18 protein-coding genes are annotated in these 16775 nt (G+C 63.8%); 12 read left to right on the forward strand and 6 right to left on the reverse strand.

The genetic code is table 11. The features are described from left to right. Positions 1-7: 7 nt before the first annotated feature. Together Q0L48_RS14570 and Q0L48_RS14575 are read left to right on the forward strand one after the other, a co-directional pair. Positions 8-175, forward strand: a complete 168-nt coding sequence (locus Q0L48_RS14570; protein WP_296722149.1) for a hypothetical protein — start codon at positions 8-10, stop codon at positions 173-175. 200 nt (positions 176-375) lie between these two features. After that, entirely contained in the window at positions 376-1473 is a 1098-nt protein-coding gene (locus Q0L48_RS14575) for an AI-2E family transporter (RefSeq protein WP_296722150.1), read from the forward strand. Between the two features lie 316 nt (positions 1474-1789). Here Q0L48_RS14575 and Q0L48_RS14580 read toward each other — a convergent pair whose 3' ends face one another. The 5 genes from Q0L48_RS14580 to Q0L48_RS14600 all read right to left on the reverse strand — a co-directional run bounded on the left by Q0L48_RS14580 (position 1790) and on the right by Q0L48_RS14600 (position 7241). Continuing rightward, positions 1790-2332: a DUF4142 domain-containing protein gene (locus tag Q0L48_RS14580; protein ID WP_296722152.1), complete on the reverse strand. Its 543-nt coding sequence runs from the start codon at positions 2330-2332 to the stop codon at positions 1790-1792. After that, positions 2329-3606 (reverse strand): hypothetical protein, encoded by a 1278-nt coding sequence (locus tag Q0L48_RS14585; protein ID WP_296722154.1) that lies wholly within the window; start codon positions 3604-3606, stop codon positions 2329-2331. The genes Q0L48_RS14580 and Q0L48_RS14585 overlap by 4 nt, the downstream gene beginning before the upstream one ends. Positions 3607-3838: 232 nt before the next feature. Continuing rightward, entirely contained in the window at positions 3839-4648 is an 810-nt protein-coding gene (locus tag Q0L48_RS14590) for an SDR family oxidoreductase (RefSeq protein ID WP_296722155.1), read from the reverse strand. A gap of 139 nt (positions 4649-4787) precedes the next feature. Beyond that, complete coding sequence (locus Q0L48_RS14595) at positions 4788-5927, reverse strand: acyl-CoA dehydrogenase (RefSeq protein ID WP_296722157.1); 1140 nt, start codon at positions 5925-5927, stop codon at positions 4788-4790. Between the two features lie 120 nt (positions 5928-6047). Next, positions 6048-7241, reverse strand: coding sequence for an acyl-CoA dehydrogenase family protein (locus Q0L48_RS14600; protein WP_296722158.1), 1194 nt, complete (start codon positions 7239-7241; stop codon positions 6048-6050). Between the two features lie 213 nt (positions 7242-7454). On the opposite strand from Q0L48_RS14600, the gene Q0L48_RS14605 reads away from it, so the two are divergent. The 8 genes from Q0L48_RS14605 (at position 7455) to Q0L48_RS14640 (ending at position 14530) form a co-directional block, all read left to right on the forward strand. Next, on the forward strand, positions 7455-8951 hold the full coding sequence (locus tag Q0L48_RS14605; RefSeq protein WP_296722160.1) for an MFS transporter: 1497 nt from the start codon (positions 7455-7457) through the stop codon (positions 8949-8951). Between the two features lie 78 nt (positions 8952-9029). Then, the gene (locus Q0L48_RS14610) at positions 9030-10367 is read left to right on the forward strand and encodes an acyl-CoA dehydrogenase family protein (protein ID WP_296722162.1); all 1338 of its coding nucleotides are present in this window, start codon (positions 9030-9032) and stop codon (positions 10365-10367) included. A 122-nt stretch (positions 10368-10489) separates the two neighbouring features. Continuing rightward, a complete protein-coding gene (locus Q0L48_RS14615) occupies positions 10490-11578 on the forward strand; it encodes a Zn-dependent alcohol dehydrogenase (protein ID WP_296722164.1) in 1089 nt (362 codons plus the stop codon). After that, complete coding sequence (locus Q0L48_RS14620; RefSeq protein ID WP_296722166.1) at positions 11578-12660, forward strand: phosphotransferase family protein; 1083 nt, start codon at positions 11578-11580, stop codon at positions 12658-12660. The genes Q0L48_RS14615 and Q0L48_RS14620 overlap by 1 nt, the downstream gene beginning before the upstream one ends. 65 nt (positions 12661-12725) lie before the next feature. Beyond that, the gene (gene dapD / locus Q0L48_RS14625) at positions 12726-13562 is read left to right on the forward strand and encodes a 2,3,4,5-tetrahydropyridine-2,6-dicarboxylate N-succinyltransferase (RefSeq protein ID WP_296722168.1); all 837 of its coding nucleotides are present in this window, start codon (positions 12726-12728) and stop codon (positions 13560-13562) included. A gap of 119 nt (positions 13563-13681) precedes the next feature. Next, positions 13682-13966, forward strand: a complete 285-nt coding sequence (locus Q0L48_RS14630; protein ID WP_296722169.1) for a hypothetical protein — start codon at positions 13682-13684, stop codon at positions 13964-13966. A gap of 4 nt (positions 13967-13970) precedes the next feature. Continuing rightward, a complete protein-coding gene (locus Q0L48_RS14635) occupies positions 13971-14195 on the forward strand; it encodes a DUF2945 domain-containing protein (RefSeq protein WP_296722171.1) in 225 nt (74 codons plus the stop codon). Next, a complete protein-coding gene (locus Q0L48_RS14640) occupies positions 14195-14530 on the forward strand; it encodes a DUF3140 domain-containing protein (RefSeq protein ID WP_296722172.1) in 336 nt (111 codons plus the stop codon). Before Q0L48_RS14635 ends, Q0L48_RS14640 begins: the two co-directional genes overlap by 1 nt. A 16-nt stretch (positions 14531-14546) precedes the next feature. Here Q0L48_RS14640 and Q0L48_RS14645 read toward each other — a convergent pair whose 3' ends face one another. Further along, on the reverse strand, positions 14547-15836 hold the full coding sequence (locus Q0L48_RS14645) for a dipeptidase (RefSeq protein ID WP_296722174.1): 1290 nt from the start codon (positions 15834-15836) through the stop codon (positions 14547-14549). A gap of 64 nt (positions 15837-15900) precedes the next feature. Between Q0L48_RS14645 and Q0L48_RS14650 the strand changes: the two genes are divergently transcribed. Both Q0L48_RS14650 and Q0L48_RS14655 read left to right on the forward strand, forming a co-directional pair. Beyond that, positions 15901-16356: a cupin domain-containing protein gene (locus Q0L48_RS14650; RefSeq protein ID WP_296722175.1), complete on the forward strand. Its 456-nt coding sequence runs from the start codon at positions 15901-15903 to the stop codon at positions 16354-16356. Then, on the forward strand, positions 16353-16769 hold the full coding sequence (locus Q0L48_RS14655; protein WP_296722177.1) for a DoxX family protein: 417 nt from the start codon (positions 16353-16355) through the stop codon (positions 16767-16769). The genes Q0L48_RS14650 and Q0L48_RS14655 overlap by 4 nt, the downstream gene beginning before the upstream one ends. Positions 16770-16775 lie beyond the last annotated feature (6 nt).

The raw sequence follows: 16775 nt of genomic DNA on the forward strand, positions 1-16775 counted from the left end.
AGACACCATGGGCGGCGGCAATTTCGGCTGGATCGAACTGGTGTTCTTCTACGGTATCGCGATCGGGATCGGCGTGTGGCAATGGGTCAAGATGGACCGCATGCTGAAGAAAACCCGCGCCGAACGCGCAGCGAAAGAGGCCGCGGAGAACGAGGCCGGACCGCCTGCCGAGTAGATTGCACTGCGAAGGCGGATGGACCGCTTTTTGGCCTCGCCGGACGCTAGCTGTCGTTCGGGTATCGACCCTAAGCGGACTCGCGACGAGGCCGGGCTGGCTTGCTCCGCTGCATGCCAAATGCAACCTGCTCCCGCTGACCAATTGTGATGGGGCGAGCTTTCTCTCCCAAACCGCTTTAAAGCCGGTTATTGGAATATATGGACACTGACAAAGATGAACGCCGCACGGCCTTTAAAACGGCCAATATGCAGGTAGCGCAAGAAACCTCGTCCAGTGGTGCCTCGGTGGCTCGTTCCACCCTGATTGTTCTTGCAATCGTGGCTTTCGGTTGGCTGCTGATCGAGCTGAACCGGTTCTTCCTGCTGGTTTTTGCAGCGATTGTTTTGAGCGCGGTATTTGACGCGATCACCGGCCGGATTTGTCGCTGGACGGGAATGGGGCGTTCCTACGGCCTGACCCTGGCGATCCTTGCGTTTCTCGGTGTGTTCGTTGGCGCCTTTACGCTGTTTGGCACACAATTGGCGGACGAATTCGACACGATCAGGCAGACCGTTCCCGCAGCAGTGGAAGGGCTGCAGGGTTTTCTTGAACGCTTCGGCATGGGCCCGGCGGTGAGCGAGCTGGCCCAACTGAGCAGCGACGATATCTCCCGGTTGTTCACGCAAGCGGGCGGCTTTGCCCTTGCAGCCGGTAACGGGATCGCCGATTTTGTTCTGGTGCTGGTCGGCGCAATTTTCATGGTCGCCAATCCCGATGTCTATCGCAGGGGGTTCCTGCTGCTTTTCCCTGATAAGGCCGAAGCGGTTGCCGCACAGGCGCTGGACGACACAAGCACAGGGCTACGCGGCTGGATGATGGGGCAGGCGATTTCTTCTTTGCTTGTCGCTGCGCTGACATGGATCGGGCTTTGGCTTCTGGGAGTCCCGGCAGCGGGCGGGCTCGGTGTGATTGCCGGATTGCTCGACATCATTCCGATGGTCGGGCCGATCATTGCCGGCGTCCCGGCCGTTCTGCTGGCGTTTACAGTGTCGCCGCTAACCGCGCTGTGGACGCTGCTGCTGTTCCTCGCCATCCAGCAATTGCAGGGCAATTTCCTGCAACCCATGATTCAGAAGCATGCGGTGGATATTCCGCCCGCCTTGCTGTTGTTTGCGGTGCTGGCGTTTGGTTTGCTGTTCGGTTTTCTGGGCGTGCTGCTTGCGGCACCATTGACGATCGTGAGCTTCATTCTGGTCCGGCGGGTCTATGTCGAGGCGATATTGGGCAAACCGATTACCGTTGCCGATGTGGAGTAATGGGGCGGGATAGACGGAGGGCGGCCGCGCCCTGGATCGAGTCCGGCGTGGCGTTGGAGAGGATGGCGGATAACCGCTCTGGCCTTCCGCCACCCGGTCTGCCTTCCGAAAGCGGACGCCTCCCCTCACCCGGCCTTGCGCTTTCCTACTCGCGCAAAACGCGGCAGCACCGCGCACATGACCTGCCATTTCCCCTTCCGCTACCGCCCGACACGGGTGCTTTGGGCGGGGGGATTTTCGGTTCCTGGACAGTGTCTCATGTGTCTCCTACAAGCGCGCCGCCGGGCAAGGCTTCCCACGCGGCGGGGCAGTGGAGCTAGCCGCCGTCGCCTGCCTTCAGCCGCTCCATTGCCGCAAGATGCCGCAGCACCACCGGGTCCGATGCGGCGGCGAGCGAGCGCAGCTGGCTGTTGTCGCCGCTTTGCGCATAGCCCGACAGCAGGTCATGCGTCTCCTTGTGCGCCAGCACCTGCTGGTCGAGATAGGTGGCATCGAACGCATCATCGGGCGCGGTTTCCAGATGCTCGATCAGCTTGGCACGGCGGGTGTCGAGGTTCTCTGGCGGCAGCGGCGCGCCCGCGGTCTCGTTCATCCGCAGCGCCGACTGCATCTGGTGCGTCATGGCGGTGTGATCGACGATCATCTTCTGCGCCGCCGCACGCACCCCTTCCGAATGGCTGCGTTTCAGCGCGATCTGCGCCGCCTCGATCTCGTAGCGATTGCCGATCGTGGCGTTCTCGATGAAGGCGGCGGTGGAGGTGGCGCCGGCGGTCTTGGCCTTGGCGCGGCCCATCATCCCGCCCATTACGTCGCTGGCCTTGTCCATCGTGTGGCGGAGCGTTCCGTGTTGCTCGATCATTCTGCAAACTCCCTGCGGGCCTGCTGTTCGGCCTTGGCATATTCGGTATTCTCGCCCGTCCCGCTGTCACGCAGGGCGATGATCGGGTGGTCGCCTTCGGTGGCGAAGCGGTATTCCTGGCCGAACTCGCTGCGGTGTGCGGTGATCACGTCCTCGCTCGGCACGCTGCCTTCGTTGACTGCCCGCTGGTAATCGAAGAAGCGGTGGCCCTGCGGCAAGTCGTTGATGGGCACGAACTCGCTATCCCAGCTGGTCCAGTCGACCGTCCGGTCGAGCACGTCGCGGACATACTCCTTGTTAGGCTCGAAGGTCATCGGCTTGTCGATCCCGCCTTTGGGGAAGAAGTCCGCCGCATCCAGCCCGTGCACCGCCTTCAGCGCATCGCACGCGACCCGCAGGTGTTCGAGCTCCATCGCGAGGTGCAGTTCCCAGATACCGCGAATGCGCGGATCGGTCTCGGTCTCGCACGCCGACCAGTAGAGCCAGCATTCGTTGTATTCGTGGAGCACCCAGTTGAGCATTTCGGGAGTCATCGGATCGAGGATCGATTCGTAATGGGTGACGTGCTGCTCCTCGATCATCGCGATCTCCTGGTACAGCGCGCGGGCGAGCGGGTGTTCGGGCCGGTTGCCGACCGTCATGTAGAAGTTCATCGTCTGCTGCTCGGCCGACAGCACGGTCAGCGCGTTGAGGATCGACTGCACGCTCGCCGCCTCGACCGTCATCGGCCGGCGCAGTTCGTCGTGCGGATCGCGGTGCTGGAAGATGGTGGGGCGGCCCGGCAGGATTTCGGTGAGGTCGCCGGTGATCGCCTCGGCTTTGCGGCGTTCGCCCATCAGATCCATCAGGTTGGCGTAGCGATAGAGGTGATCGTAATCCTCCAGCACGCCGAATTCGTAGACCTGCTTGAGATAGGGGTCGGGCTCGTGACGGGCGATCCACGAGGTGAGATCGACCGCGACCTGTTCATAGCCGATGGTGTTGGCGATGCTGCTCTCGCTGCCGGGGATCAGCCAGTTCACGGCCTTTTGCTGCTGCTGTTCGACACGCCTGACCATGGCGAGCGCCTGCTTGATCCCGCTATCGGCGGTGCGGCGCGCGGCGTTGTGCGAATTCATGATCGCTTCGACTTCGATGCCGTTCATCAGGATCACGCGGCAACGGGTGTAGGGGTGCACATCTTCGGTGCGGTAAGGCTCGACCGCGAGTTCGGACCAGTTGCGCAACTGGCGATCCAGCGGGATGCCTTTTTCAGTGAGGGGGTTGAATGCCATGGTTCTCTCCGCGGTATGATTTGTCGCTCGGGGGCGTGCGATGGGGAGGATTTGACTCGGCGGGCGGTGCGCGGCCCTAACTTGTTTGATTAGGGTCGGTGCGGCTGCGGCGGAGCGTGAACCGGCCAAGCCCGGTCGCTGCGATGACGAGGCGCGAAGGTCGCATGACGCGCGAACGAAAAGGGCCGCCGGATCGCTCCGACGGCCCCTGCGGGATCGTATGGCGAAAGGCTCAGCCCTTGCCGCCCGGATCGGCGAAGTGGTTGGGCAGCAGCGCGTTGACCACGCCGCCGTCGACCGTCAGCGTGTCGCCCACCACATAATCGCCCGCGCGGCTGCACAGGTAGATCGCGGCGGCTGCCATGTCTTCGGCGGTGCCGATGCGCTTGGCCGGGATGCCCGAGGCGCTGGCGTCGGGCGCGTCCTTGGCGGCCTTGTTCATCTCGGACGGGAAGGCACCCGGCGCGATCGAGGTGACAACGATGTTGTCCTCGATCAGCCGCGCGGCCATGCGCCGGGTCAGCTGGATCACCGCGGCCTTCGATGCCTGATAGGCGTAGGTTTCCCACGGGTTGATCCGCTGCCCGTCGATCGAGGAGACGTGGATCACCTTGGCCGGATGCCCGGCCTTGCCGCCTGCGACCAGCAGATCGTGGAGCTTCTGGGTCAGGAAGAACGGGGTCTTTACGTTCAGGTCCATCGTCCGGTGCCATCCCGCCTCGCTGAATTCGAGGTAGGGCTGTCCCCATGCGGCACCGGCATTGTTGATGAGGATATCGAGCCGGCTTTCGCGCGCCTTCATCTCATCGGCGAGCGAAACCATGCCGTCCATCTGGCTGAGATCGGCGGGGATGCCGATAACCCGGTCGGCACCGAATTCGTCGATCGTCGCCTGCATCTGCTCGACCTTGCGGGCCGAGATGTACACGCGCGCGCAGCCGGCCGCGAGCAGGCCTTCGACAAACATCTTGCCGATGCCGCGGCTGCCGCCGGTAACCAGTGCAATGCGCCCTTCGAGGCTGAAAAGTGATTGAATGTCCATATGTATACTCCCCCCTCCCGCGAGCGGGAGGGGCAGCGAGACTTGGGCTTGCCTCGCAAGGCCTAGTCGCAGCGGGGTGGGCCCTTGCGGGCCCATGCCCACCCCCGCCCCCTCCCGCAAGCGGGAGGGGAGACGCAAATCAATACCCGCTCAGTTCCGCCACGCGGTTGGCGTGGAAGTAGGCATCGCCCAAAAACTCGGCCAGAGCGCGGTCGCGCTTCATGTAGAGGCCGATGTCGTATTCGTCGGTCATGCCGATACCGCCATGCATCTGCACGCCTTCCTGCACCGCGAGGCGCGCGGTCTTGGCGACCTTGGCCTTGGCGACGCTGGCCATCAGATCGGCCTGTTGGCTGCCCGCATCGAGCAGTTGCTGCGCCTTGATCGTCACCGCGCGGGCAATTTCGACTTCGGAATAGAGGTGGCTGGCGCGGTGCTGCAACGCTTGAAATTCACCGATCAGCTTGCCGAACTGCTTGCGCTGCTTGAGGTAATCGACCGTCATGTCCATCGCCCCGCTGGCGACACCAACGCCTTCGGCTGCCGCGCCGACCCGGCCCGCCAGCAGCATCGCATCGAGCACCGCGCGCCCGCCGTCGATCTCGCCGATCACGGCATCGCCGTCGAGTTCGACGCCATCGAACTTCGTGTGGGTCGCCATCGAGGTATCGACCAGTCGCACGGCGTCATGGCTCATCCCGCTGGCGTCCTTGGGCACGGCGAAAAGAGTGATCCCGTCAGCATCGTCGTCCGCGCCCGAAGTGCGAGCCGCGACCACGATCATGTCGGCGCTGCTACCCTGAATGACGAAGCTTTTCGAGCCGGTCAGGCGGAACCCGTTGCCCGATTTCTCGGCGCGGGTGGCGATGCGGCTCGGGCGGTGCTTGGCTGTCTCGTCGATCGCGACCGCGAACACGTGATCGCCTGCAATCAGGCCGGGCAGATAGCGGCCCTTGATGTCGTCCGAACCGTGGTTCAGCGCAGTCGCGGCCAGCACCGACGAGGTGAGGAACGGCGACGGCGTAAGATTGCGGCCGATTTCTTCGAGCACGATCCCCGCCTCGACATGGCCCATTCCCAGCCCGCCGTCGGCTTCGCTCACCAGCATCCCGGTGAAACCCATTTCGGCCATCTGCTTCCACAAGCCGTGGCCGAAGCCGTCCTTGCAATCGCGGTCGCGCCAGTGGCGCAGTTGTTTGGCAATGTTGCCTTCTTCAGCAATGAAGCCGCGCGCGGTGTCGGCCAGCATTGCCTGATCGTCGTTATGATACAGGGGCATTGGTTTTCCCTCTCCAATTGTTCGTCTTCCCGGGCTTGACCCGGGATCCCGCTGCATTCGTGCCCTGCCGCAAAAGAAGCGGGGCCCCGGGTCAAGCTCGGCGAGGCGCGGGTTTCTAAATCAGGCGCCCGGCAAATCCAGAATGCGCTTGGCGATCACGTTGAGCATCACCTCGCTGGTGCCGCCCTCGATCGAATTGGCCTTGGTTCGCAGCCAGCCGCGGGCCGGTTTGCCGCCGCCGGTGTCCTCGCTATCCCATTCGAGGCTGCGCGAGCCGCCGACCGCCATCATCAATTCATGGCGGCGCTTGTTCAGTTCGGTGCCGACATATTTCATCATGTTGGGCTGCGCAGGATGCGCCTTGCCGACCTTGATCTCGTCGAGGAACTTCTCGCCCATCGCGGTGTAGGCCAGCGCATCGACATCGAACATCGCGAGTTCGGCGCGCAGAACCGGATCGACATCGTCGCCGGTGCGGGCCGATGCGCGCTTCATCGCTGCGCCGATTGCTGCTGTGCGATCCCCGCCGCCAGCACCCGAAATCATCTCGCGTTCGTGGCCGAGCAAATACTTGGCAACGTCCCATCCGCGATTGACCTGACCGACATAGGCCGGGCAATCATCGCCATAGGACTTGGGCACCTTCACATTGTCGAAGAAGGTTTCGCAGAACGGCGAATTGCCGCTGATCAGCAGGATCGGCTTGGTCGAAACCCCTTCGCTCGCCATGTCGTAGAGCATGAAGGTGATGCCCTTGTACTTGTCTGTCTTGTCGGTGCGGACGAGGCAGAAGATCCAGTCGGCCTGATCGGCATAGGACGTCCAGACCTTCTGGCCGTTGACGATCCAGTGATCGCCCTGATCGTCGCCATAGGTCTGCAGGGACACAAGGTCGCTACCCGAACCGGGTTCGGAATAGCCCTGACACCAGCGGATTTCGCCGCGCGCGATTTCATTGAGGAAGCGCTGCTTCTGCCCCTCGGTGCCGAAATGCAGAAGCGCGGGGCCGAGCATCCAGATGCCGAAGCTGCTGAGCGGCGGGCGCGCGCTGATGCGGCCCATTTCCTCGCGCAGCACCTTCGCCTGTTCGGGAGAAAGACCGGCGCCGCCATATTCCTTGGGCCAAGCCGGCACAGTGTAGCCCTTGGCAAGACAGGCTTCGAACCACGCCTTTTGCGCATCGTTCTTGAAGGTTGCGCGGCGGCCGCCCCAGTAGATGTCGTCCTCGTCGCGGACCGGTTCACGCATTTCGGCCGGGCAGTTCGCCTCCAGCCACGCACGCGTTTCACTGCGGAATGTTTCCAGATCAGCCATCAGCCGATTCTCCTCTCGCTCATGCTCTCACTTGACGCTTACGTTATCGTCATTTGCGCAGAGCCTGCAAGCGCTCTTCGCCCAATTGGCTTTGCCGTAGCGTCAGCAGAGACGCGATTGACGAGGCGCGCAATCGGTCTAGGTTCGAAACTGAAACGGGAGAGAGACATTGCCGGGAATCGCCGGGCTGGTAGCCGCCAGGGGCCGCTGCGCGTGAGCAGCGGTGTGGGCATCATTGCAGGCAAGCTGCCGATGCGACTGAAGCTGATTCAGGGCTTCGGAGCCGTGGCGTTCGGCGTGAAGGACAACGGCTTTTCATTCTTTCTGCTGATTTTCTACAATCAGGTATTGGGCATGGATGCCGGGCTGGTGAGCCTTGCGCTGCTGATCGCGCTGCTGGTGGATGCAGTGGTCGACCCGATTCTGGGCAACCTGTCGGATCGCACCTATACCAGCTGGGGCAGGCGGTTGCCGTGGCTTTACGCCGCGCCGATCCCGCTCGCGTTCGCATGGGTGATGATGTGGAGCCCGCCCGCAGGCGAAGCGCCGAGTTTCGCCGGGCTGGTGGCGATAGCCATCGCGGTGCGCGTGCTGCTGTCTGCATGCGAGGTGCCATCGGTCAGCCTCGTGCCGGAAATCACCACCGATTACGACGAACGCACAACCTTGTTCCGCTATCGCGCGCTGGGGGGATGGATCGGCGGGTTGGGCATGATGGTGCTGGCCTACACCGTGTTCATGCCGGGTCCGGAAGGCCTGCTGCAGCGCGAAGGGTACTACGCGTTCGGCGTGTTCGGCGCGATCCTGATGGCGGTTTCGGTGATCGGATCGGCGGTCGGCCAGCACAGTCTGGTCGCCCGCCTGCCAGCGACCAAACCGGCCCCCTTCACCATCAAAGGCGCTTTCGCCGAAATCCGCGAAGCCTTTTCCGAGCGCGCCTTCCTGATCTTTGCCGCGGGCGGTCTGGCGGCCTATGTCCATCAGGGGCTGAATTTCTCGATCACCAATTACATCAACATCTTCGTGCTCCAGCTGACCCGCGGCCAGCTGATGTTCTTCCCGCTGGTCTTGCTGGGCGCGGTGGTTTTGATGTTCGTGACCATCGGACCTTTGCACCGGCGCTTCGGCAAGGCGAAGGCGGCCGGGCTTGGCATGATTGTCGGCACCGTGCTGGGGATCGTGCCTTACACGTTGCTGCTGTTGGGGTTCTGGCCTGCGCCGGGCAGTACGGCTTCGGCGGCGCTGTTCTTCGGCTTTGCGATGGTCGCGACCGGGCTCGGCATTATCTCGCTGGTGTCGGCCACCTCGATGATCGCCGAGATCGTCGAGGCCTTCGAAGAACGCACCGGCAGACGTGCAGAAGGATCGTTTTATTCGGGCAACTGGCTGGTGCAGAAATGCGCGACCGGTGCGGGCATCTTCCTTTCCGGCCAGATCATCGCCTTTTCGCAGTTGGCCCCCGATGCCGTTCCCGGCAGCGTGCCGCAAAGTGTGCTCACCAGCCTGCTGCTGTCCTATGGCAGCGCCATGCTGCTGCTGGCGGTGATTTCCGCATGGTGGCTGGCGCGCTTTCCGATCAGCCGCGAAGAGCACGAGGAGCGCATCAACCGACTGGCCGAACGCCGGGCGCAGGACAACCGCGATGCCGTAGCGGCAGCCGCTGATACGCCATATCTGGCCGTCGACGGAGTGCCCGCACCCCATAAATGAGAGCTTGGCGCAGCCATGAGGCTCTGCCACGGTCACCCGCAGATTCGAAGCAATCAAAGACGAGAGAGGAACACCCCCATGGATTTCGAACCCACAGAACGTCAGGTCTACTGGTCCGGCCGTGTGCGCGATTTCATCGCGGCGCATGTGCGCCCCAACGTGCCTGTCTATGACGAACAGGACCGCGCGGGCGATCGCTGGAAGGTGATTCCGATCGTCGAGGAAACCAAGGCCAAGGCCAAGGAAGCCGGCATCTGGAACCTGTTCATGCCGCCGCGCAACGACAGCCATCACCATGTCGATGATACCTTCGAATTCGAAGGGCCGGGCCTCACCAACCTCGAATACGCGCTGTGCGCCGAGGAAATGGGCCGCATCGGCTGGGCATCGGAAGTGTTCAACTGTTCCGCGCCCGATACCGGCAACATGGAAGTGTTCCACCGCTATGGCACCCGCGAACAGAAGGAACAGTGGCTGCGTCCGCTGATGAACGGCGAAATCCGTTCGGCCTTCCTGATGACCGAGCCAAACACCGCCTCGTCCGATGCGACCAACATCGAAACCCGGATCGAGCGGGACGGCGACGAATACGTCATCAACGGGCGCAAGTGGTGGTCTTCGGGCCTCGGCGATCCGCGCTGCAAGATCGCGATCGTGATGGGCAAGACCAATCCCGATGCACAGCGCCACGCGCAGCAATCGCAGATCCTGATGCCGATCGACACCCCCGGCGTGACCATCCTGCGCCATCTGCCGGTGTTCGGCTATGACGATGCACCGCACGGCCACATGGAAGTTGAAATGAAGGACGTGCGCGTCCCCGCCGACAACATCCTGCTGGGTGAAGGGCGCGGGTTCGAGATCGCGCAGGGCCGCCTCGGGCCGGGCCGCATCCACCACTGCATGCGCACCATCGGCGCGGCGGAAGTGGCGCTGGAGAAAATGTGCCGCCGTCTTCAGGAGCGTGAGGCGTTCGGTAAGCCGGTCTACAAGCATTCGGTCTGGGAAGAACGCGTTGCGCGTGCCCGGATCGATATCGACATGACCCGCCTGCTGTGCCTCAAGGCGGCCGACATGATGGACAAGGTCGGCAACAAGGCCGCAAAGCAGGAAATCGCGATGATCAAGGTGCAGGCCCCCAACATGGCGCTGCGGATCATCGACGATGCGATCCAGGCGCATGGCGGCGGCGGCGTTTCCGACGATTACGGTCTTGCCCGCAGCTACGCCAACCAGCGCACCCTGCGTCTGGCTGACGGCCCGGACGAAGTCCACGCGCGCTCGATCGCTCGCATGGAATTCGCCAAGCACGCACCCAACCCCGGCCCCACCGCCAACGCATTGCGCGGCGATCACGGGCGCGCCGCCAATGACGGCGACGGTTTCAGCTCGGGCGACATGGGCGTGGCGCGGTAAGGTCTGCAAACAAGGTAATCCGTTCGTGCTGAGCCTGTCGAAGCACTGCTTTTTCTTCAAGCAACGGGATTGGAAGAAGAACAGCCCTTCGACAGGCTCAGGGCGAACGGAGATTTGGAACAATGGCAAAAGCCGCCATTCTTGAAACACCCGGCGAAGGTCTGACCATCGCCGACGTCACCTATGCCGATCCCGGCCCGCACGAAGTGCTGATCGACACCAAGGCCTGCGGGCTGTGTCATTCCGATCTGCACTTCATCGACGGGCATTATCCCCACGCCCTGCCCGCCATTCCGGGGCACGAAGCGGCAGGCATTGTCCGCGCGGTCGGAAGCGAAGTGCGCACGGTGAAGCCGGGCGATCATGTCGTTTCCTGCCTCAGCGCCTTCTGCGGCCACTGCGAATTCTGCGTGACGGGCCGCATGGCGCTGTGCCTTGGCGGGGATACCCGCCGGACCAAGGGCGATGCGCCGCGCATCACCTTTGCCGATGGCTCGCCGGTCGCGCAGATGCTGAACCTTTCGGCATTGAGCGAACAGATGCTGATCCACGAACACGCCTGCGTCGCGATCGACAAGGACATGCCGTTCGATCGCGCTGCCGTGCTCGGCTGCGCAGTGACGACCGGCGCGGGGACGATCTTCAACGCCTGCAAGGTGACGCCGGGCGAAACCGTGCTGGTGGTCGGCTGCGGCGGCGTGGGTCTGGCCGCGATCAACGCCGCGAGGATCGCGGGCGCGGGCAAGATCATCGCCGCCGATCCACTGCCCGAAAAGCGCGACCTCGCCAAGGTGCTGGGCGCGACCCACACTGTCGATGCGCTTGCCGACGATGCCGCAAAGCAGATCATCACGATCAGCGGCGGCGGGGTCGACTGGGGGATCGAGGCGGTCGGGCGTCAGGCTTCGGCCGATCTCGCGGTCGCTGCCCTTAAGCGCGGCGGGACGGCGGTGATCCTCGGTATGATGCCACTGGATTGCAAGGTCGGTCTGGGCGCGATGGACCTGCTCGGCGGGAAGAAACTGATGGGCGCGATCATGGGGATGAACCACTTCCCCGTCGATCTCCCCCGCCTTGTCGATTTCTACCTGCGCGGGCTGCTCGATCTCGACACGATCATCGCCGAGCGCATTTCGCTTGAGCAGGTCAACGAAGGGTTCAACACAATGCGCGCCGGTCATTCGGCGCGCTCGGTGGTGGTATTCGACTGATGACAGACGCTCCCAACATCGATTTCGACAAGGAAATGGTCGGCACCGTCGCAGTGACCGAGCGAGACGCGCTCGATCTTGCGGCGCTGACCGCATGGTTCGAAGCCAATGTCGAAGGCTTCGCCGGTCCGATCAGCTACACCAAGTTCAAGGGCGGGCAATCCAACCCGACCTACCGGATCGACACGCCTGCACAAAGCTACGTGTTGCGCCGCCAGCCGTTCGGCAAGCTGCTGCCCTCCGCCCACGCGGTCGACCGCGAATATACCGCGATGACCGGCCTGTTCCCCACCGGCTTCCCCGTGCCGCGCACCTATGGCCTGTGCGAAGACCCGGAGGTGATCGGATCGAAGTTCTTCGTGATGAGCATGGCCGACGGGCGCAGCCTGTGGAACGGCGCACTGCCGGGTCTGACCCCCGAGGAACGCCGCGCGCATTATCACGCCCTGATCGATACCATTGCCGATCTTCACCTGAACAGGCCTGACGACATCGGCCTTGGCGATTATGGCAAGCCGACCGATTACTGCGCGCGCCAGATTGCCCGCTGGACCAAGCAATACAAGCTCTCCGAAACCGAGCACATGCCCGAGATGGAGCGGCTGATCGCTTGGCTGCCCGAAACCATCCCGCCGCAGCACGAAAGCAGCGTGGTGCATGGCGACTACCGGCTCGACAATGTGATCTTCCACAAGACGGAACCGCGCATAATTGCGGTTCTCGATTGGGAGCTGTCGACGCTGGGCGATCCGGTCGCTGATTTCAGCTACCTGATGCTCAACTGGTTCCAGCCTGCCGATGGGCGGGCCGGATTGCAGGGGCTGGACCTTGCGGCGCTCGGTATTCCCACGGTCGAGGAAGCGGTCGAACGCTATGTCGCGCGCACCGGCTATCCCGTGCCGCCGATGGACTGGTACTTCGCCTATAACCTGTTCCGCCTTGCCGGGATCATGCAGGGTATCAAGAAGCGTGTGATCGACGGCACCGCGTCCTCCGCTCACGCACAGGCGATGAGCGAACGGGTGCGTCCGCTGGTGGAGCGGGCCTATGAATTCGCCCTCTCTGCGGGGATGAAAGCGTAACGCTTGCCGACTTGTGCAAGCGCGGCTAGCAGCACCCACCTGCTGATTTCGCGCCGGAGGATTGCATGAGTGACACGCTGATCGCCACGATCGAGGAGGCATGGGAAAACCGCGCCGATCTCACCTCCACCAGTGATCTGCGTCATGCGGTCAGCGATGCGTTGGCGAAGCTCGATTGCGGCGAAGCGCGGGTTGCCGCGCCCGACGGCAACGGTGGCTGGACAGTCAACCAATGGCTCAAGAAAGCGGTGCTGCTGAGCTTCCGCCTCAACGATAACCGGGTGATGGATGGCGGCGCTGCGGGTGAAGCGGCATTCGACAAGGTGCCGTTGAAATTCGCCGGCTGGGGCGAAAGCCGCTTCCGCGAGGCGGGCTTCCGCGTGGTGCCCGGCGCTGTGGTGCGGCGCGGCAGCTTCATCGGCAAGGGCGCGGTGCTGATGCCGAGCTTCGTCAATATCGGCGCCTATGTCGGCGAAAACACCATGATCGACACCTGGGCAACGGTCGGATCGTGCGCGCAGATCGGGGCCAATGTCCACATCTCTGGCGGTGCCGGGATCGGCGGCGTGCTCGAACCGCTGCAGGCCGAACCGGTCATCATCGGCGACAATGCCTTCATCGGCGCGCGCTCGGAAGTCGCCGAAGGTGTGCGTGTGGGCGAAGGGGCAGTGCTTTCCATGGGCGTCTATCTCGGCGCGTCGACCAAGATCGTGAACCGCGCCACGGGCGAAGTGCACATGGGCGAGGTCCCCCCGTTCTCCGTGGTCGTGCCCGGCGCGATGCCCGGCAAGCCGCTGCCCGATGGCAGCCCCGGCCCCAGCCTCTATTGCGCCGTGATCGTCAAAACGGTGGACGCGCAGACCCGCTCCAAGACTGGAATTAACGAGTTGCTGCGCGACTGATCCGCGCGGCGGCCCGGCCGCTCGCTCCGTCGCATTTATGCCCCGCCCGGCCCTCCGGCGCGAAACAGCGCCACAACCCGGCCGTTGATCCCTGAAGCCGTGATTTCAGGAGATTATTTATGCCGACACCCGATCGCAGAACCCGGATCGATCAAGACGACGCCAAGGCGGGCACCAATGAAGGCGTGGTCCGCTGGGTTCTGCTGATCAGCACCGCGCTTGCCATCATCGCGCTCACCATCATCTGGGTGACAGGGGCGCTTTCTGAAGGCGAGGTCGAAAGCGAGGCTACCGTCACCGAACGGATCGAGGAACGCGCCGACGACGAAGGGATCGACCGCTCGATGGACGGGATCAACCCCGAGGTCGGCGACGAGTTCACCGACATTCCCGATAGCGAGTAAGCCGATGAACGACCGGTTCGGGAAAGGCCAGAAGGTCAAGTGGCAGTGGGGTAGCGGCGAAGGCAAAGGCAAGATCGCCGAACGCTTCGAGCGCGATGTGACCCGCACCCTCAAAGGCTCCGAAGTCACCCGACACGGCAGCACCGACAACCCCGCCTATCTGATCGAGCAGGACGATGGCGATCAGGTGCTGAAGCTCGGCAGCGAAATCGAACCGGACAAGGACTGATGGACGCGGACGAGCGCGAAGAGGTCTACCAGACCTTCGGCGAGCGAGTGAACATGGCGCCGAAGGAGCTGGAAGACTGGCTCCAGACGGACGAATCGCAGTCCGTCGGTGATAGCGATGATAGCGGGGAGAGCACCGGCCATGCCTCAGGGCGCCGGATCGTCGCAATCAAGCGCACGCACAAGGCCGACCTGTCCGACGATGATTACGCCCACATGCGCAAGGTCAACGGCTATATCGCGCGCCATTGCGCCCAGCGGCCAAGCGGCGACATCGCCGATACGCGCTGGCGGTATAGCCTGATGAACTGGGGCCACGACCCGCTCAAGGATTGAGCGGGTCTGCGCAGTTTCACGGCTGCGGCGACGGGATGATCGTCTCGATCGGGGCCATTTCCCGCACGCTGGCGGAATAGGCTTGGGCCGCGCGCATGACCCTCAGCGCGTTGCGACTGGCGACCATTTCCAGCTCCGCCTGCGAATAGCCGCGCCGCGCCAGCTCGGCGAACAGCAGAGGATAGCCGCGCACATCCTCGAACCCGACCGGGCCTGACGGCATCCCGTCGAAGTCACCGCCGATACCGATCGATTCCACGCCCGCGATGTCGCGGATATGATCGATATGATCGGCCATGTCGCCGATGGTCGCGGCGGGTTCGGGGTTGGCCTTTTCCCACGCCTGCATCTCTGCCGCGACCTTGTCGGGCTGTCCCAGGAACAGCGCCTTCAAGCGTGCTTCCTCTGCCGCGCCGCGGGCGCCCCACTGACGCAGTTCCTCGTTGATGAAGCGCGGTAGTGCCACGACCATCACGATCCCGCCGTTTTCGGGCAAGCGCGCCAGAACGGAATCCGGCACGTTGCGCGGGTGGCCGTTGACGGCGCGTGCGCCCGAATGGCTGAAGATCACCGGCGCTTTTGCCACGTCAAGCGCATCCATCATGGTGTCTTCGCTGACATGGGAGAGGTCGACCAGCATCCCCAACCGGTTCATCTCGCGCACAACATCCTTGCCGAAATCGGTGAGGCCGCCGTGAACCGGCGTATCGGTGGCGGCATCGGCCCAGGGCGTGTTGCTGTTATGCGTCAGCGTCATGTAGCCCGCGCCGAGCGCATGAAGCTGGCGCAGCACGGCAAGGCTGGATCCGATCGAATGGCCGCCTTCCATGCCCAGCAGCGATGCGACCTTGCCATCCGCCATCGCGCGTTCGACCTGATCGGCGGTTTCGGCAAAGCGCAGGCCTTCGGGATAGCGCGCGATCAGCCGCTTGGTGACGTCGATCTGCTCGATTACCTGCTGCACCGCCTCGGCCTCGTCCGGGTTGGACGGGACATAGACCGACCAGAACTGCGCGCCGACCTTGCCTTCGGCGAGGCGAGCAAGATCAGTGTGCAGGGCGCGGCCTTCGGGGTGGCCTTCACCGGTGTCGGTGGTGTCCTCGAAATCGAAGCCGCCGATCTGGTTGGCGACCCGCGAGCGCAGCTGGTTCGGCACGTCATTATGCCCGTCGAACACCGGCGCGACCTCAAGCGCGGCGTTGGCGGTGGCAGTGGCGGGATCGACCGGCGCTTCCTGCGCGGCAAGCGGGCCTGCCAGCATCAGCGCGGCAGCCAGAGCGGTGAGGGACGGCGCGAAAGATTGCATGGACAAGGCTCCTGACGGTAGAGCGCCTGCACCCGACAAGACGAGGCAGGCAGGGATATTCGGCATGAGTGATAGCGCGGCAGGACTGATCGAACAATTGGATCTGACCGCTCACCCCGAAGGCGGGTGGTATCGCGAGACGTGGCGGGGCGATTCCGGGCCGGACGGGCGCGCGTCGGGCACGGGAATCATCTTCCTGCTGCAAGCGGGCGAGGCATCGCACTGGCACCGGGTCGATGCGGCAGAGCTGTGGCTGTGGCAGGCGGGCGATCCGCTTGAACTGCGGCTTGCGGCCAGCGATGCCGGGCCGGTGCGATCGGTTGTTCTGGGCACGAATTTCGGCGCGGGCCAGCAGTTGCAGGGGCTGGTCGCCAAAGACGAATGGCAGGCCGCCCGTCCGGCGGGCGCGCCGCAGCTCGGCTATACGCTGGTGTCCTGCGTGGTGGTGCCGGGGTTCGATTTCGCCGGGTTCACCCTCGCCCCGCCGGGGTGGGAACCGGGCGCAGGACAGGGCGCGTGATCCGCGCCGCGCTGCGCTGGCTGCTCGCGCTTTTTTATGGGGCGGCGGGGGTAATCCACCTGATCCGGCCCGAGCCGTTCCTCACCATTATGCCCGCTTGGGTACCCGCGCCCGAAGCGGTGGTGCTGTTGACGGGTGTGGCCGAGGTACTCGGCGCGATCGGGCTGGTGCAGCCTTTCTTACCGCAAGTGCGGCGTGCGGCGGGATGGGGGCTGGCGCTTTATGCGCTATGCGTATGGCCTGCCAATATCAACCACTTCATCATCGACATGGCGCGCGCCGACGGCGGGCTGGGCCTTGGCTATCACGTCCCGCGCATGTTCGCGCAGCCGGTGATCATCTGGTTGGCCGTGTGGGTCAGCCGCGATCCGGCAGCGCCCCGCCAGACCGGATCAGCGCAAACGCCCGGCTGAAACGCA

It is taken from the genome of Erythrobacter sp. (assembly GCF_024305245.1).
Classification (GTDB): domain Bacteria; phylum Pseudomonadota; class Alphaproteobacteria; order Sphingomonadales; family Sphingomonadaceae; genus Erythrobacter.

Bases quoted from the DNA above. Each gene is read 5' to 3' on its own strand.
- Q0L48_RS14570 (WP_296722149.1), top strand. From the start codon at position 8: ATGGGCGGCGGCAATTTCGGCTGGATCGAACTGGTGTTCTTCTACGGT.
- Q0L48_RS14575 (WP_296722150.1), top strand. From the start codon at position 376: ATGGACACTGACAAAGATGAACGCCGCACGGCCTTTAAAACGGCCAAT.
- Q0L48_RS14580 (WP_296722152.1), bottom strand. From the start codon at position 2,332: ATGATCGAGCAACACGGAACGCTCCGCCACACGATGGACAAGGCCAGC.
- Q0L48_RS14585 (WP_296722154.1), bottom strand. From the start codon at position 3,606: ATGGCATTCAACCCCCTCACTGAAAAAGGCATCCCGCTGGATCGCCAG.
- Q0L48_RS14590 (WP_296722155.1), bottom strand. From the start codon at position 4,648: ATGGACATTCAATCACTTTTCAGCCTCGAAGGGCGCATTGCACTGGTT.
- Q0L48_RS14595 (WP_296722157.1), bottom strand. From the start codon at position 5,927: ATGCCCCTGTATCATAACGACGATCAGGCAATGCTGGCCGACACCGCG.
- Q0L48_RS14600 (WP_296722158.1), bottom strand. From the start codon at position 7,241: ATGGCTGATCTGGAAACATTCCGCAGTGAAACGCGTGCGTGGCTGGAG.
- Q0L48_RS14610 (WP_296722162.1), top strand. From the start codon at position 9,030: ATGGATTTCGAACCCACAGAACGTCAGGTCTACTGGTCCGGCCGTGTG.
- Q0L48_RS14615 (WP_296722164.1), top strand. From the start codon at position 10,490: ATGGCAAAAGCCGCCATTCTTGAAACACCCGGCGAAGGTCTGACCATC.
- Q0L48_RS14620 (WP_296722166.1), top strand. From the start codon at position 11,578: ATGACAGACGCTCCCAACATCGATTTCGACAAGGAAATGGTCGGCACC.
- dapD (WP_296722168.1), top strand. From the start codon at position 12,726: ATGAGTGACACGCTGATCGCCACGATCGAGGAGGCATGGGAAAACCGC.
- Q0L48_RS14630 (WP_296722169.1), top strand. From the start codon at position 13,682: ATGCCGACACCCGATCGCAGAACCCGGATCGATCAAGACGACGCCAAG.
- Q0L48_RS14635 (WP_296722171.1), top strand. From the start codon at position 13,971: ATGAACGACCGGTTCGGGAAAGGCCAGAAGGTCAAGTGGCAGTGGGGT.
- Q0L48_RS14640 (WP_296722172.1), top strand. From the start codon at position 14,195: ATGGACGCGGACGAGCGCGAAGAGGTCTACCAGACCTTCGGCGAGCGA.
- Q0L48_RS14645 (WP_296722174.1), bottom strand. From the start codon at position 15,836: ATGCAATCTTTCGCGCCGTCCCTCACCGCTCTGGCTGCCGCGCTGATG.
- Q0L48_RS14650 (WP_296722175.1), top strand. From the start codon at position 15,901: ATGAGTGATAGCGCGGCAGGACTGATCGAACAATTGGATCTGACCGCT.